The sequence below is a fragment of the Xanthomonas sp. F1 genome (assembly GCF_014199855.1).
Window position 1 is genome coordinate 93,007 of the sequence record NZ_JACHOK010000001.1, and the last position, 14,123, is coordinate 107,129.

General features: G+C 69.4%; 13 protein-coding genes. 8 read left to right on the forward strand and 5 right to left on the reverse strand.

Going from position 1 to position 14,123, the window contains the following annotated elements; all coding sequences use genetic code 11:
- Window positions 1-88 precede the first annotated feature (88 nt).
- Complete coding sequence (locus GGR71_RS00420) at window positions 89-718, forward strand: TetR/AcrR family transcriptional regulator (protein WP_343160776.1); 630 nt, start codon at window positions 89-91, stop codon at window positions 716-718.
- Between the two features lie 19 nt (window positions 719-737).
- Here the strand turns inward: GGR71_RS00420 and GGR71_RS00425 are convergent, their stop codons facing one another.
- Window positions 738-2,309: a protein adenylyltransferase SelO gene (locus GGR71_RS00425; RefSeq protein ID WP_160957020.1), complete on the reverse strand. Its 1,572-nt coding sequence runs from the start codon at window positions 2,307-2,309 to the stop codon at window positions 738-740.
- A gap of 409 nt (window positions 2,310-2,718) precedes the next feature.
- On the opposite strand from GGR71_RS00425, the gene GGR71_RS00430 reads away from it, so the two are divergent.
- On the forward strand, window positions 2,719-3,612 hold the full coding sequence (locus tag GGR71_RS00430) for an alpha/beta hydrolase (RefSeq protein WP_160957021.1): 894 nt from the start codon (window positions 2,719-2,721) through the stop codon (window positions 3,610-3,612).
- A 30-nt stretch (window positions 3,613-3,642) separates the two neighbouring features.
- Here the strand turns inward: GGR71_RS00430 and GGR71_RS00435 are convergent, their stop codons facing one another.
- Window positions 3,643-4,335 carry a glutathione S-transferase family protein gene (locus GGR71_RS00435; protein ID WP_160957022.1) on the reverse strand — a complete coding sequence of 231 codons (693 nt, stop codon included), beginning with the start codon at window positions 4,333-4,335 and terminating at the stop codon, window positions 3,643-3,645.
- 202 nt (window positions 4,336-4,537) lie between these two features.
- Window positions 4,538-4,747, reverse strand: a complete 210-nt coding sequence (locus GGR71_RS00440) for a cold-shock protein (protein ID WP_017909327.1) — start codon at window positions 4,745-4,747, stop codon at window positions 4,538-4,540.
- A gap of 485 nt (window positions 4,748-5,232) precedes the next feature.
- On the opposite strand from GGR71_RS00440, the gene GGR71_RS00445 reads away from it, so the two are divergent.
- The 3 genes from GGR71_RS00445 to GGR71_RS00455 all read left to right on the forward strand — a co-directional run bounded on the left by GGR71_RS00445 (window position 5,233) and on the right by GGR71_RS00455 (window position 9,281).
- Window positions 5,233-5,778 carry a YaeQ family protein gene (locus GGR71_RS00445; protein ID WP_160957023.1) on the forward strand — a complete coding sequence of 182 codons (546 nt, stop codon included), beginning with the start codon at window positions 5,233-5,235 and terminating at the stop codon, window positions 5,776-5,778.
- Window positions 5,775-6,971 carry a BaiN/RdsA family NAD(P)/FAD-dependent oxidoreductase gene (locus GGR71_RS00450; protein ID WP_160957024.1) on the forward strand — a complete coding sequence of 399 codons (1,197 nt, stop codon included), beginning with the start codon at window positions 5,775-5,777 and terminating at the stop codon, window positions 6,969-6,971. Before GGR71_RS00445 ends, GGR71_RS00450 begins: the two co-directional genes overlap by 4 nt.
- Window positions 6,972-7,208: 237 nt before the next feature.
- The gene (locus GGR71_RS00455; RefSeq protein ID WP_160957025.1) at window positions 7,209-9,281 is read left to right on the forward strand and encodes a GGDEF/EAL domain-containing response regulator; all 2,073 of its coding nucleotides are present in this window, start codon (window positions 7,209-7,211) and stop codon (window positions 9,279-9,281) included.
- Window positions 9,282-9,365: 84 nt separating this feature from the next.
- On the opposite strand, the gene htpX is transcribed toward GGR71_RS00455, so the two are convergent.
- On the reverse strand, window positions 9,366-10,250 hold the full coding sequence (gene htpX / locus GGR71_RS00460; protein ID WP_160957026.1) for a protease HtpX: 885 nt from the start codon (window positions 10,248-10,250) through the stop codon (window positions 9,366-9,368).
- Window positions 10,251-10,353: 103 nt separating this feature from the next.
- On the opposite strand from htpX, the gene gluQRS reads away from it, so the two are divergent.
- From gluQRS to phaR, 3 genes are all read left to right on the forward strand, one after another.
- Window positions 10,354-11,280 (forward strand): tRNA glutamyl-Q(34) synthetase GluQRS, encoded by a 927-nt coding sequence (gene gluQRS / locus GGR71_RS00465; RefSeq protein ID WP_160957027.1) that lies wholly within the window; start codon window positions 10,354-10,356, stop codon window positions 11,278-11,280.
- A 62-nt stretch (window positions 11,281-11,342) separates the two neighbouring features.
- Window positions 11,343-12,083, forward strand: a complete 741-nt coding sequence (phbB, locus tag GGR71_RS00470; protein WP_160957028.1) for a beta-ketoacyl-ACP reductase — start codon at window positions 11,343-11,345, stop codon at window positions 12,081-12,083.
- Window positions 12,084-12,290: 207 nt separating this feature from the next.
- Complete coding sequence (gene phaR / locus GGR71_RS00475) at window positions 12,291-12,809, forward strand: polyhydroxyalkanoate synthesis repressor PhaR (protein ID WP_048489965.1); 519 nt, start codon at window positions 12,291-12,293, stop codon at window positions 12,807-12,809.
- 332 nt (window positions 12,810-13,141) lie between these two features.
- On the opposite strand, the gene GGR71_RS00480 is transcribed toward phaR, so the two are convergent.
- A complete protein-coding gene (locus tag GGR71_RS00480; protein ID WP_160957029.1) occupies window positions 13,142-14,119 on the reverse strand; it encodes a TraB/GumN family protein in 978 nt (325 codons plus the stop codon).
- Window positions 14,120-14,123 lie beyond the last annotated feature (4 nt).

Below are 14,123 nucleotides of genomic sequence, written 5' to 3' on the forward strand. Positions count from 1 at the left end.
CAAAAAAACAATCATGAAGGGAAGCACAACCCTTCGCCGCCAGGATGCGCAAACTGCGACGGCGACGCCCGGGCCGGCGACAACGGGCGTGCCCGCGCGCCCACGCGGACGGCCGGCATCGGCACGGCCGCGCCTGCTGGCGGCGGCGCGCACGCTGCTGCTGGAACATGGGCTGGACGTATCGCTGGAACAGATCGCCAGCCAGGCCGGGCTGACCCGGCAGAGCCTGTACAACCACTTCTCCAGCAAGGCCGAGTTGCTGATGCAGGTGTTCGAGGCCCTGGGCGAAGAGTTGCAGACCCTCCTGGAGAACATCGGCAACGCCACTGCACAGGACCTGCCCGCGACCCTGCGGCAGATCGCGCTGACCGTGCCGGCGCACCTGTACGCGCCCGACGCCTTGCGCCTGCATCGCCTGCTGGTGCAGGCCAGCGCGCAGATGCCGGACCTGTTGCAGTCGCTGCACCAACGCCGCGCCGGCCGCCTGCGCGAGCGCCTGAGCGCCTTGCTGCAGACCCTGCACCTGCGTGGCGACGTGCAGGTCGACGCGCCCTTCCTCGCCGCCACCGCGTTCATCGGCGCCACCTTCGGCTATGCGTATCCCGGCGCGATGCTCAACGGACAGGCGCCGGACGCGGCCGCCCAGCAGGCGCTGGCGAAGGAAGTGGTGGCGACCTTCCTGGCCGCCTGGCGCTATCGCGGCGCGACCGCGCCCTGAGCGCACGCGCCGGCCCCGCTCAGGAACTGCACGACAACATCGAACAGCCGGCCCGGCTCCGCGCCCAGTCCGGACGCTTCGCCGCGAAGGCCTCGCGCCCGGGCTGCTCGTCGTACGGATGGCGCATCACCCCCAGCAACTCGTCGATGCCGCTGGTGTCGCCCTGCTCGGCGCGGTCGATCGCCTGCTGCGCCAAGTAGTTGCGCAGCACGTAGCGCGGATTGGCCGCACGCATCCGCGCGGCGCGGGTGGCGGCTGGCAACGGATCCTGCTGCAGGCGCTGCGCATAGCGCGCCAGCCAGGCCTCGAACGCCGGCGCCTGCGCGGCCAGCCTGGCCGGGTCGTAGAACGCCTCGGCCAGCGCCGCCAGGGCCTGCGCTGGCGTCCAAGGCTGCAGCGGCAGCGCGCTCAAGCCGCGGAACCACAAGGTCATGTCGACCTCGCCCTGCTGCAGCAGGTCCAGCAGGTCGCGCATCAGCGCGACGTCATCGTCGCCGCAGGTCTCCAGGCCGAGCTTGGCCGCGCTGTTGTCGCGCTCGGCCTGCGCATACTCGGCGCGGAACCGCTCCAGGCCGTCGTGCAACGGTGCGACGTCGTCGAACAGCGGTGCCAGCGCCTGCGCCAGCCGGCCAAGGTTCCAGTACGCGACTTGCGGCTGTGTACCGAAGCGATAGCGGCGCCCCTGCGCATCGGTGGTGTTGGGCGTCCAGTCGGGATCGTAGTCGTCGATCCAGCCATACGGGCCGTAGTCGATGGTCAGCCCCAGGATCGACATGTTGTCGGTGTTCATCACCCCGTGCACGAAGCCGACCCGCATCCAGTGCGCGACCATGCGTGCGGTCCGCGCGCAGATCTCGGCGAACCAGGCCGCATCGCGCGCGCCACCGGTACCAGGCAGCTCCGGGAAATCGCGCGCGATCACCAGGTCGGCCAGGCGCCGCAGCAACGCCGTGTCGCCGCGCGCGGCAGGCAATTCGAAACTGCCGAAGCGCACGAACGACGGCGCCACCCGGCACACCACCGCGCCCGGTTCGGCGCGCGGGTGACCGTCGTAGAACATGTCGCGCACCACCGTCTCGCCGGTGCCGACCAGGCTCAACGCGCGCGTGGTCGGCACGCCCAGATGATGCATGGCCTCGCTGCACAGGAATTCGCGGATCGACGAACGCAGCACCGCGCGGCCATCGGCGCCGCGCGAATACGGCGTGGGCCCGGCGCCCTTGAGCTGCAGTTCCCAGCGCCGCCCGTCCACGCCCAGCGCCTCGCCCAGGGAGATCGCGCGTCCGTCGCCGAGTTGCCCCGCCCAATGCCCGAACTGGTGGCCGCCGTAATTGGCCGCATAGGGCTGCATGCCCGGATAGCGCGCATTGCCGGCGAACACGGCGGCGAACTGCGGCGCCTGCACCTCCTGCTCGGACAGCCCAAGCAAGGCCGCCACCTCCGGCGAAGACGCCAGCAGCCGCGGCGCCGCCACCGGGGTCGGCTCGACCGACGACCACAGCGCCCCCAGCACCTCGCGGCGCCGCGGACCGGTTTCCGGGTCGCCAGGCAGCTCGGCGACGAAGCGATTGTCGAAACGCAAGGAAGGCATGGGCAACAGCGTAGAAGTCGCAGGCTTCATTGGAAAGGCAGCAGGGTGAGCACACGGTGCACGCCCGGTGTTGCTTGGCCTTGAAAAGTCCCTCTCCCCCCGGGAGAGGGGTTGGGGTGAGGGTCGGGGCGCGAAGCGCACGCGGTGTCTCGACTGCACGAGGCTTCGCCCGGACCCTCATCCGCCCCTTCGGGGCACCTTCTCCCGGAGGGAGAAGGGGGGCCAAGCCGCTCGCCCTCCGGGAGAGGGGTTGGTGGGGTGAGGGTCGGTCAGCCACTCAGGCACGGCGCACGCGCATGAAGCCACGCTTTTGCCAATCCCCACTCCCCACTCCCCAATCCCTGCGCCACCTGCACTCGCCGCCGACACCTCCATCCGGCATGCTCCGCGCTCCTCTCCGGGATCGCCCATGTCCGACCGTCCGCCTCCGCCCCGCTGGCCCCGCAACGCCCTGATCGCCCTGTCCTCGCTGCTGGTCTCGGCCTGCAGCAGCCTGTTCTTCGGCGGCCTCAACGCCAGCTCCTCGCGGCATGGCCTCAACGAGCAACGCGGGATCGTCTACGACGCGGCGCATGGCCTGGCACTGGACGTGTACCGCCCGGCCGGAGTGCAGCACGCGCCGGTGGTGGTGTTCTTCCACGGCGGCACCTGGAAGACCGGCAACCGCCAGAGCTACCGTTGGGCCGGCGAAGCGCTGGCGCGGCACGGCGTGGTCGCGATCGTGCCGGACTACCGCAAGTATCCGCAGGTGACCCTGGACGGCTTCATGCGCGACGCCGCCGTCGCGGTGGCCTGGAGCCAGCGCCACGCCGCCGAATACGGCGGCGATCCGCAGCGGCTGGTGCTGATGGGCCACTCCGCCGGCGCGCACATCGCCGCGCTGCTGGCCACCGATGGGCACTGGCTGCAGGCGCAGGACCTGTCGCCGCGACAGCTGTGCGGCCTGGTCGGGCTGGCCGGCCCCTACGACTTCCTGCCGCTGACCGACCCGGACCTGATCGGCATGTTCGGCCAGGACCCGGCGCAGCAGCGGCGCTCGCAGCCGGTCAACTTTGTCGATGGCGACGAGCCGCCGGCGCTGCTGCTGCACGGCGACGCCGACACGGTGGTGGAGCCGCACAACAGCCAGTCGCTGCAGGCCGCACTGCAACGCGCCGGGGTGCCGGCCGAATTGAAGACCTATCCCGGCGTCGGCCACATGCGCTTGGTGCTGGCGCTGCGCAAGGACGACCCGGCGCTGCCGGTCATGGCCGACAGCATCGCCTTCGTGCGCGCCTGCCCGGCGCGTCCCGCCGCGCCCTGAGCAGCAAACGCCGCGCGCAGCGAGCCTGGCTCAGCCGTCCGCGCTTCCCAGCAGCTCGAACGGGCCACCCTGCTGCAGCGCGCGCTGGTAGGCGGGGCGCTGTTCGATCCGCTGCACGAACCCGGCCAGGTTCGGATGCGCCTGCAGGCCGATGCGCGCCGCCGCGGCCTGCACCGGGAAGCTCATCTGCACGTCCGCCGCGGTGAAGCGGTCGCCAGCGAACCAGCCGGTCTCGGCTAGCTCGCGCTCCATCCAGTCCAGGTGCAGGCGCACCTGCGGCCCGACGAAGCCGCGCATCGCCTTATCGACGATGGCCTTGGCGATCGGCCGCGCGAAGAACGGCATCTTCGCCGAGCGGATCCGCCCGAACACCAGGCTCATCAGCAGCGGCGGCATCGCCGAGCCCTCGGCGTAGTGCATCCAGTAGCGATAGCGCAGGCGCTCGGGCGAATCCAGCGGCTGCGGCGCCGGCGACAGCGTGCAACCGGTGTCGTAGCGATCGACCAGATAATCGAGGATCGCCCCGGACTCGGCGAGGACGTGACCGTCGTCCACCAGCACCGGCGATTTGCCCAGCGGGTGGATCGCGCGCAGTTCCGGCGGCGCCAGCATGGTCTTGGGGTCGCGCTGGTACTTGATCACCTGGTACGGCAGCGCCAGTTCCTCCAGCAACCACAGCACCCGCTGCGACCTGGACTGGTTGAGGTGATGCACGGTGATCATGGCGACGGCTCCGGAACTCGGGGGCCGCCATGGTAGCCGGATGCAGGTGTGAACCCGCGCATGCAGGCCATCGCCACTGCACTTGGCGCGATGGCCGCGCCGCCATCTCGGAGAAGCACACTGCCTAAAAAAACCATCGCCCAAACAAAAACGCCGGAAGCTTGCGCTCCCGGCGTTTGGCACCTTGCGGTGGCGGGCGTCCTTAGACGGCCTGCACCTGGTCAGCCTGCATACCCTTCTGGCCCTGCACGGCGACGAAGGTCACCTTCTGGCCTTCCTGCAGCGACTTGAAGCCGGTGCCCTGGATCGCGCGGAAGTGCACGAACAGGTCCGGGCCGCTTTCCGGGGTGATGAAGCCGAAGCCCTTGGCATCGTTGAACCACTTCACGGTACCGTTCTGACGCTCAGACATTTGCTAACTCCTGAAACATTGAATTGAAGAAATCGCAGCCATCGGAAATCGAGGCCGAGACTGAGTTGCAGGCGTTAGTAAAGCGAGCGGAACGATGAAGTGGATCGTGAGATCTACTGCACCAAGCCACGATTCACGGTGACTCTAGCAAACACAGTGGGGCCACCATACGCGGGTCGCGATCAAAAAGCGACATGTTTGTGTAGACAAACCGGGATCCACCACAAGGAAGCTGAACCTAACCCTAAAGTTCACGCCGGCGCGGCCGATCCGCCTGCCGATCCGCAAAAACTGCGCAAATCGGCCGGCGTACCCGACAACGGCGACGCAGCCGTGACCAAGGCGGATGCGACCGTACCGGCCTGCCGCCTCCTCGCCCGCCTCGGCCACGCCCGCCCAGCCCCAAACCTTATCTTCCAGCAGGGTCCGGACCGACAGTGCCGCCGCACGCCGTATCCTATGCGCCCTTCGATCCCGGTAGCCGCATGGCCCTCACCGCCACCCTCCGCAAGGCGGAGCTGCAGATTTCCGACATGGACCGCGGCTATTACGCCGCCCATTCCCTGACCCTGGCGCAGCATCCGTCCGAAACCGACCAGCGGCTGATGGCGCGCCTGCTGACCTTCGCCCTGTACGCCGAGGAGCGCCTGCTGTTCGGCAAGGGCCTGAGCAGCGACGACGAGCCCGACCTGTGGCGGATGGACTACACCGGCGCGATCGAGCAATGGATCGAGGTCGGCCAGCCCGACGAATCGCGGGTGCGCAAGGCCTGCGGCCGGGCGCGCTCGGTGGTGGTCGCCAACTACGGCGGCCGCGCCGCGGACATCTGGTGGGACAAGAATGCCTCCGCCCTGGCCAAGCTCAAGCAGGTGCAGGTGATCGACCTGCCGGCCGACGCCGTGGCCGCGGCGGCCGAGCTGATCCAGCGCAGCATGCGCTTCGACGTCATGATCCAGGACGGCGAAGTGCAGTGGCTGGGCGACAGCGGCAACGTCGTGTTCGTGCCCACGGTGCGCAAAGCCGCGGCATGAGCGCCGGCAACGCCCCCATTCGCACGGACGTCGTGGTGATCGGCGCCGGCGCCGCCGGGCTGATGTGCGGGATCGCCGCCGGCCAGCGCGGGCGCCGGGTGCGGGTGATCGACCATGCCAACAAGGTCGGCAAGAAGATCCTGATGTCCGGCGGCGGCCGCTGCAACTTCACCAATACCGGCACCGGGCCGGGCAACTTCCTGTCCGCCAACCCGCACTTCTGCAAATCGGCGCTGGCCCGCTACCGCCCCGCCGACTTCATCGACCTGGTCGAACGCCACCACATCGCCTACCACGAGAAGGAACTGGGGCAGCTGTTCTGCGACGTGTCCTCCAAGCAGATCGTGCGCATGCTGGTGGACGAGTGCGCCGCGGCCGCGGTGACGGTGCGCACCGGCTGCAGCGTGCGCGCGGTGGAACGCGGCAGCGAAGGCTTCCGCCTCGACACCGACGATGGCCCGGTGCACGCAGACGCGCTGGTAGTGGCTACCGGCGGCCTGTCGATCCCCAGCCTCGGCGCCAGCGGGTTCGGCTACGAACTGGCGCGGCAGTTCGGCCACGCGGTGCTGCCGACCCGCGCCGGGCTGGTGCCGCTGACCCTGAGCGGCAAGCACCAGGAACGCCTGCACGACCTGTCCGGCCTGGCGCTGCCGGTGGAGGCCCGTTGCAACGGCGCGCACTTCCGCAACTTCATGCTGATCACCCACCGTGGGGTCAGCGGCCCGGCGATCCTGCAGATCTCCTCGTACTGGCAGCCGGGCGACGACCTGCGCCTGGATCTGCTGCCGGGGCAGGACGCGGCGGCCTGGCTGCGCGAACAGAAGCGTCTGCGCGGCGCAGCCGAGCTGCGCACGGTGCTGGGCGAGGCGCTGCCACGCCGCTTCGCGCAACGCCTGTGCGAGGTGTGGCTGCCGGACAAGCCGGTGCGCCAGCTGGACGAGCCGCAGCTGCGCGCCGCCGCCGACCTGCTCGGCGCCTGGCCGCTGGTGGCCAGCGGCACCGAGGGCTACCGCACCGCCGAAGTCACCCTGGGCGGCGTGGACACCGACCAGGTGTCGTCCTCGACCATGGAATCGCGGCGCGTGCCCGGCCTGTACTTCGTCGGCGAAGTGCTCGACGTCACCGGCTGGCTGGGCGGCTACAACTTCCAGTGGGCCTGGGCCTCGGGCCACGCCGCTGGTTTGGCGGCGTGATCGCGCCGCCGGGATTGGGGATTCGGGAGTGGGGATTGGCGGTGAAGCGGGGATTGGAGATTCGGGATTGGGGATTCGCCAAGGCCTACTCCGCTCATCTTGGTCGGCCTTGGATAACACGCGAACCTTCAGACATCGCGAACCCGCTTTTGCCAATCCCCAATCCCCAATCCCGGCCCCTCATCCATGGACGCGACAGCGGGCATCGTGTATTAAACCCCGTCCCCGGGAGGCTTCATGCACACAGGCAAAGACATCACCCTCCGCCTGATGATCGTCGACGACAGCGGCGAAGACGCCGAGGCGATCGTCAGCAGCCTGCGCAACAGCGGCATCGCCGTGCGCCCGTCTCGGCCGCAGCACGCCGAGGAATTGTCTGCCATGCTGGCCGCCCAGCCGATCGATCTGGTGCTCAGCGCGCAGGCGCAGTCGATCCCGTTGCCGCAGGTGCTGCAACGGGTCGCGGCCAGCGGCAAGGACATCCCGGTCATCGTGCTGGCCGAACGCATCGACGAGCAGGAATGGCTGGAAGCGGTGGCCGGCGGCGCGCGCGCGATCGCGCTGCGGCAGCGCCCCGAACATCTGCTGGCGGTGGTCCGTACCACCTGGGCCGACCTGCAGGCGCGGCGCGGGCTGCGCCGGATCGAGGCGCAGATGCGCGAGACCGAGCGCCGCTGCGATGCGCTGATCGCCTCCTCGCGCGACCCGATCGCCTACATCCACGAAGGCATGCACATCCGCGCCAACGACGCCTACCTGGAGATGTTCGGGTTCGCGTCGTTCGACGACGTCGAAGGCGTGTCGCTGCTGGACATGGTCGCTCCGCAACACGTGGAAGGCTTCAAGCAGTTGCTGAAGTCGCTGAGCAAGGGCGAGCCGCCGCCGGCGCAGTACCAGGTGGACGCGCGCACCCTGGAGGGCGACAGCTTTCCGGCGACCATGGAGTTCGCCACCGCCAGTTACGAGGGCGAGGCCTGCGTGCAGGTGGTGTTCCGCCGCCGCGAGGAATTCGATCCGGAACTGGCGCGCGAGGTCGAGGACCTGCGCCAGCGCGACCAGGTCACCGGTCTGCTTAACCGTCCAACCTTCATGCTGGCGCTGGAAACCGCCGTGGCCCAGGTCGGCCGCGGCGAGGGCCAGTACGGCTTCCTGCTGGTCGAACCGGACCACTACACGCGGCTGCTGGCCGACATCGGCCTGGATTCGGCCGATGCGCTGGTCGCGGCACTGGCCCAGCACCTGGCCGCGGCCATCGATGGCGACGTGCAGGCGGCGCGCTTCGGCGAGCACAACTTCGCGCTGCTGCTGGAAGGCGACTACGCGCGCACCGCGGCGCTGGCCGAGCGCCTGCTGCAAGCCTACGCCAGCCACGTGTTCAGCGTCGGCGAACGCTCGGCCACGGTCACCGTCAGCATCGGCGGCGTGCAGATCGGCGAGAAGATCGCCAGCGTCGGCCAGGTCCTGGCGCGCGCCAGCGAGAACGTACAGGCGACCGTCGAACTCGGCGGCAACGCCTGCAAGATCTTCGATCCCGGCGCGGCCGACCGCCTCGAGGAAGAGCGCGTGCAGCGCTGGGTCCAGCACCTGCGCGAGGCCCTGGCCGGCGACGGCTTCCTGCTGCACTACCAGCCGGTGCTGAACCTGCAGGGCGAACCGCACGAGTTGTACGAGGCCTACCTGCGCCTGGAGCGCAACGACGAGCTGATCGGCCCGTCGACCTTCCTCGGCATCGCCGCCGAGCATGGCCTGACCGCCGAGATCGACCGCTGGGTGGTCGCCCGCGCGATCGCCGTGATCGGCGAACGCCAGCGCGCCGGCCATGCCACCAGCCTGTTGGTCAAGGTCAGCCCGGAAGCCTTCGCCGACAGCCAGATGGTCGACCTGATCCGGCGCGAACTGGCGACGCACGGCGTGCCCGGCGAGCGCCTGTGGCTGCAGACGCCGGAGGCCAAGGTGTTCACCCACCTGCGCAACGCGCAGCAGTTCCTGGCCGACGCCACCGCATTAGGCTGCAAGGTCGGGCTGGAACAGTTCGGCTCCGGCCTGGACTCGTTCCAGTTGCTGGCGCACTTCCAGCCCTCGTTCCTGAAGCTGGACCGCGGCTTCACCCAGGACCTGACCCAGACCCGCGAACACCAGGACAAGATCCGCGAGATCACCGCACGCGCGCAGTCGGCGAGCATCCGCACCATCGCCGAGTTCGTCTCTGACGCCACCTCGATGAGCCTGCTGTTCAGCGCCGGCGTCGATTACGTACAGGGCGAGTTCGTTGGCTTGGCCGCGCCGGGGATGAACTTCGATTTTGCCTGAGAGGCCGGGATTGGGGATTGGGGATTGGGGATTCGCAAAAGTAGCGACCGGCGCAGGCATCTGCCTGCACCGGCCGCGTCGGCCTCAGCTGACCGTTGCGTTGACGTGCGAGGCGCGCAGGGTGGCGATGCGCTCGGCCAGCGGCGGGTGGCTCATGAATAGCTTGCGCAGGCCCTGGCCCAGGCCGCCGGCGATGCCGAACGCCTGCACCTGCGAGGGCAAGGTACTCTGGCCGTGGTTGAGTTCCAGGCGCTGCAGCGCCGCGATCATCTTGGCGCGGCCGGCCAGGCTGGCGCCGCCGGCGTCGGCGCGGAACTCGCGATAGCGCGAGAACCACATCGCGATCATCGTCGCGAACAGGCCGAACACCAGTTCCAGCACCATCACGATGGCGAAGTAGGCCAGTCCGCGGCGTCCGTCGCGGTTGCCCGACAGGTAACTGTCGATCACGCCGCCGACCACGCGCGCCAGCACGATCACGAAGGTATTGAGCACGCCCTGCAGCAATGCCATGGTCACCATATCGCCGTTGGCGATATGGCTGATCTCGTGGCCCAGCACCGCCTCGGCCTCGTCCTCGGTCATGTTCTGCAGCAGACCGGTGGAGACCGCGACCAGGGCGTTGTTGCGGTTGGCGCCGGTGGCGAAGGCGTTGATCTCCGGGCCGTCGTACACCGCGACCTCGGGCATGCCGATGCCGGCGGCCTGCGCCTGGCGCTGCACGGTCTGCAACAGCCAGCGCTCGGTGTGGTTGCGCGGTTCGGTGATGACCTGCGCACCGGTGGCGCGCTTGGCCATGAACTTTGACAGCAGCAGCGACACCAGCGAACCGCCGAAGCCGAAGATCGCGGCCATCACCAGCAGGCCGCCCATCTGGTTGGGGTTGACCCCGAACACGGACATGACAATGCCGGCCAGCACCAGCACCGCCAGGTTGGTGATGAGGAACAGGGCGATACGATTGAACATGTGAGCGTGGGCTCCGCACGGATTAAATGGAAGGATTGGCTCGAATCTGCGGTGTCGGCCGCTTGAATTCAAGCGCGTACCTGACCGAGGATTCAGCTTGTCCATGTCCCCGCCTCCCTACCGCGGCCGCTTCGCGCCCTCGCCCACCGGCCCGCTGCACCTGGGTTCGCTGCTCGCCGCCTTCGGCAGCTGGCTGCTCGCCCGCCACGCCGGCGGCCAATGGCTGCTGCGCATCGAGGACGTGGACCGCCCGCGCAGCGTGCCCGGCGCAGCCGCGCGGCAACTGGCCAGCCTGCGCGCCTGCGGCCTGGAGGCCGACGGCCCGGTGCTGCGGCAGAGCGAGCGCGACCCGGTCTACCGTGAGGCGGCGCAGCGACTGCTGCAGGCCGGCCTCGCCTTTCCCTGCAGTTGCAGCCGCAGCGACCTGGCGGCGCAAGGCGGCGTGCACCACGCCTGCGTGGCGACCCAGGTGCGGACGCACCCGGCCCTGCGCCTGCGAGTGCCGCACGGCGCGGCCAGCGTGGTCGCCTTCGACGACGGCGTGCGCGGCCGGCAGAGCCAGGACGTCTACACCGAAGTCGGCGATGTGGTGCTGCTGCGCGCCGACGGCTGTTGGGCCTACCAACTGGCGGTGGTGGTCGACGATGCCGCGCAAGGCATCACCGACGTGGTGCGCGGCGCCGACCTGCTCGATTCCACGCCGCGGCAGATCCTGCTGCAGCGCGCGATGGGCCTGCCGACGCCGCGCTACCTGCACTTGCCGCTGCTGCTCGGCGCCGACGGCCGCAAGCTATCCAAGTCGCATGCAGCGCTGCCGCTGGACGACGCCGACCCACTGCCGGCGCTGCGCCTGACCTGGGCCACGCTGGGCCAGCCGCCCGCCGCATTGGCAGGCGCCGGTTCGGTGCCGGCGCTGCTGGCCGCGGCGCTGCGCGCCTTCGACCCGGCGCGGCTGCCGGCGCAGGACCGAAGCGTGGACGATGCGGCGCCAGTCGCGCCCGCTATCCCCAGCGACATCAAGGCTGACTAGAATCGGACCCTGGGCCGCGCCGCGGCCACCCTTTCCCAACATTTCTATCCGGAGCGACATCCATGACATCACGCGTTGCGCTGGTCACCGGCGGCACCGGCGGCATCGGAACCGCGATCTGCGAGCGGTTGGCCGCGCAGGGCCACCGCGTGGCCAGCAACTACCGCGACCAGGCCAAGGCGCTGGCCTGGCAGCAGCGCATGCGCGAGCGCGGCCATGACGTCGCCATCGTCCCCGGCGACGTCGCCTCGCCCGAGCATGCGCAGAGCCTCATCCGCGAGGTCGAACGCCAGCTCGGCCCGGTCGAGATCCTGGTCAACAACGCCGGCATCACCCGCGACACCACCTTCCACAAGATGACCGCCGAGCAGTGGCACGAGGTCATCAACACCAACCTCAACTCGGTGTTCAACGTCACCCGCCCGGTGATCGAGGGCATGCGCCAGCAGCGCTGGGGCCGGGTCATCCAGATCAGCTCGATCAACGGCCTCAAGGGCCAGTACGGCCAGGCCAACTACGCCGCGGCCAAGGCCGGCATGCACGGCTTCACCATTTCCCTGGCGCGCGAGAACGCCAGCTACGGCATCACCGTCAACACGGTCTCGCCCGGCTACGTCGCCACCGACATGGTGATGGCGGTGCCGGAGGAAGTGCGCGCCAAGATCGCCGCCGAGATCCCCACAGGGCGCCTCGGCAAGCCGGAGGAGATCGCCTACGCCGTGGCGTTCCTGGTCGCCGAGGAAGCCGCATGGATCACCGGTTCCAACCTGGACATCAACGGCGGCCACCACATGGGTTGGTGATCGACTGAACCGCTCAGTCGGCGGCTTTCGCGCGAGGTAACGCTACCCCAACCGGCGCAAAGCGCAGCGCGGCGACCCTTGGCCGCTCTGCGAATGCTGCGCAGCATGATTTTTATGCTGCACCCGCGTGTTCAGGGAGTAACGGCGGTTGCAAGCCCTGCTGCGCTGCGCCATGCTGCGCGCCTACCGTCACAGAGCGACCGCTTCATGGCTGAGATTCGCATCATCAAGAAGTATCCCAATCGCCGCCTCTACGACACCGAGATCTCCAGTTACATCACTATCGAAGACGTCCGCCAGCTGATCATCGACGGCGAGGAATTCGAAGTGCGCGACGCCAAGACCGGCGAAGACCTCAGCCGCGCGGTCCTGCTGCAGATCATCGCCGACCAGGAACAGGACGGCGAGCCGATGCTGTCCACGCAGTTGCTCAGCCAGATCATCCGCTTCTACGGCGACTCACTGCAGGGCTTCATGGGCAACTATCTGGAGCGCAGCATGCAGGTGTTCCTCGACCAGCAGCAACAGTTCCGCCAGCAGATGGGCAATCTGCTGGGGCAGACCCCGTGGACCATGATGAACCAGCTCACCGAGCGCAACCTGGAGCTGTGGCAGGAATTCCAGCGCAACCTTGGCGCCGGCTTCGGCCGCCCCGCCGCCGGTGCCGGCAGCGCCAAGCCCGGCGAACCGCCGGCCGGCGCAGCGCCGAAGTCGCGTCCGCGCTGAGTCGCGTGATCGGCGGTGTTTGGCGGGCGCTTCGCGCACCTACCCACACCCCAACCCCTCTCCCGGCGGGAGAGGGGCTTTGCTTCTCCCTTCTCCCGTCGGGAGAAGGTGCCCCGCAGGGGCGGATGAGGGTACGGGCGAAGCCTCTTGGATTTGATTCAGCGGGGCGCTTCGCGCCCTACCCTCACCCCAACCCCTCTCCCGGTGGGAGAGGGGCTTTAGCCTCTCCCTTCTCCCGTCGGGACCATGGCCCCCTTTTCGGGAGAAGGTGCCCCGAAGGGGCGGATGAGGGTACGGCCGCACGCCGCCCACGCCTGCGACGCGCGGTCCGCTCAGCGCGACCGCGCCGGCTTGCAGTTCCCGCAGAGCCGCTCGACCTTGTAGCCGCGCGCGCGCAGGCCGTCGACCACGCCGTCCGGCCCCAGCAGGTGCAGCGCGCCGACCACCACTAGGGTGTCGCCGCCGCCGTCCCTCAGGCGCTGCTCCAGGCGCGGCAGCCAGGCCTGGTTGCGCTCCACGTCGATGCGCTGGTAGAGCCGCGGGTAGTCGCGCTTCATCTGTGCGCCGATCTCCTGCCACAACTGGCGCTCGTCGCCGCGGCGCCAGGCGTCGTGCAGGCGCAGGGTCTGCGCCGCGCCCTGCTCGGCATCGTCCAGCGCCTCGACCAGCATCTGCTTCTGCTCCACCGGGTCCATGCCGTCGAGCAGGTCGATCTGCGACTGTGCGGTCTCCAGGCCCTCGGCGGTCTTGCCATCCTGCAGGGCCAGCGTCATGAAGTGGCGGTCCAGCCCGGCATCGGCCTGCAGGCCCTGCGCCTTCATGTCGGCAATGCTGATGCTGAGGCCGACGAACCACGGTTCGAAGCCGCTCATCTGCGCCAGCGGCAGGCCGTGGCCAGCGGCATAGCGACGCAGCCGCTCCCAGGTGGCCGGGGCCAGGTCGTCCTGTAGCCGCTTGCCGTCATGGCGCTGCGCCGCCTGCAGCATCTGCGCGCCCAGTTGCGGTGCGTCCACGTCCGTCGGCGCCAGTTCGAACAGCAGCCGCGGCGAGGCCGCGTACGCTGCATCGACCTCGCGCGCCAGCGGATAGTCGTCGGCCTTGAGCATATGGAACGAGCCAAGCAGATACACCGTGCCGCGCGGGCCGCTGACCTTCCACAACAGCGGCGTGGGCGGCGCCACCGCAGCCGCGGCGGCAGGGGCGACGGGCGTTGCGGCCACCGGCGGCGGCGTGCGGGCCAGCGCCGGCAACGCCAGGCACAGCGACAGGCCCAACAGCAGGCGGCGCAACAGGCGCGGGAACGGGGTCATCGGC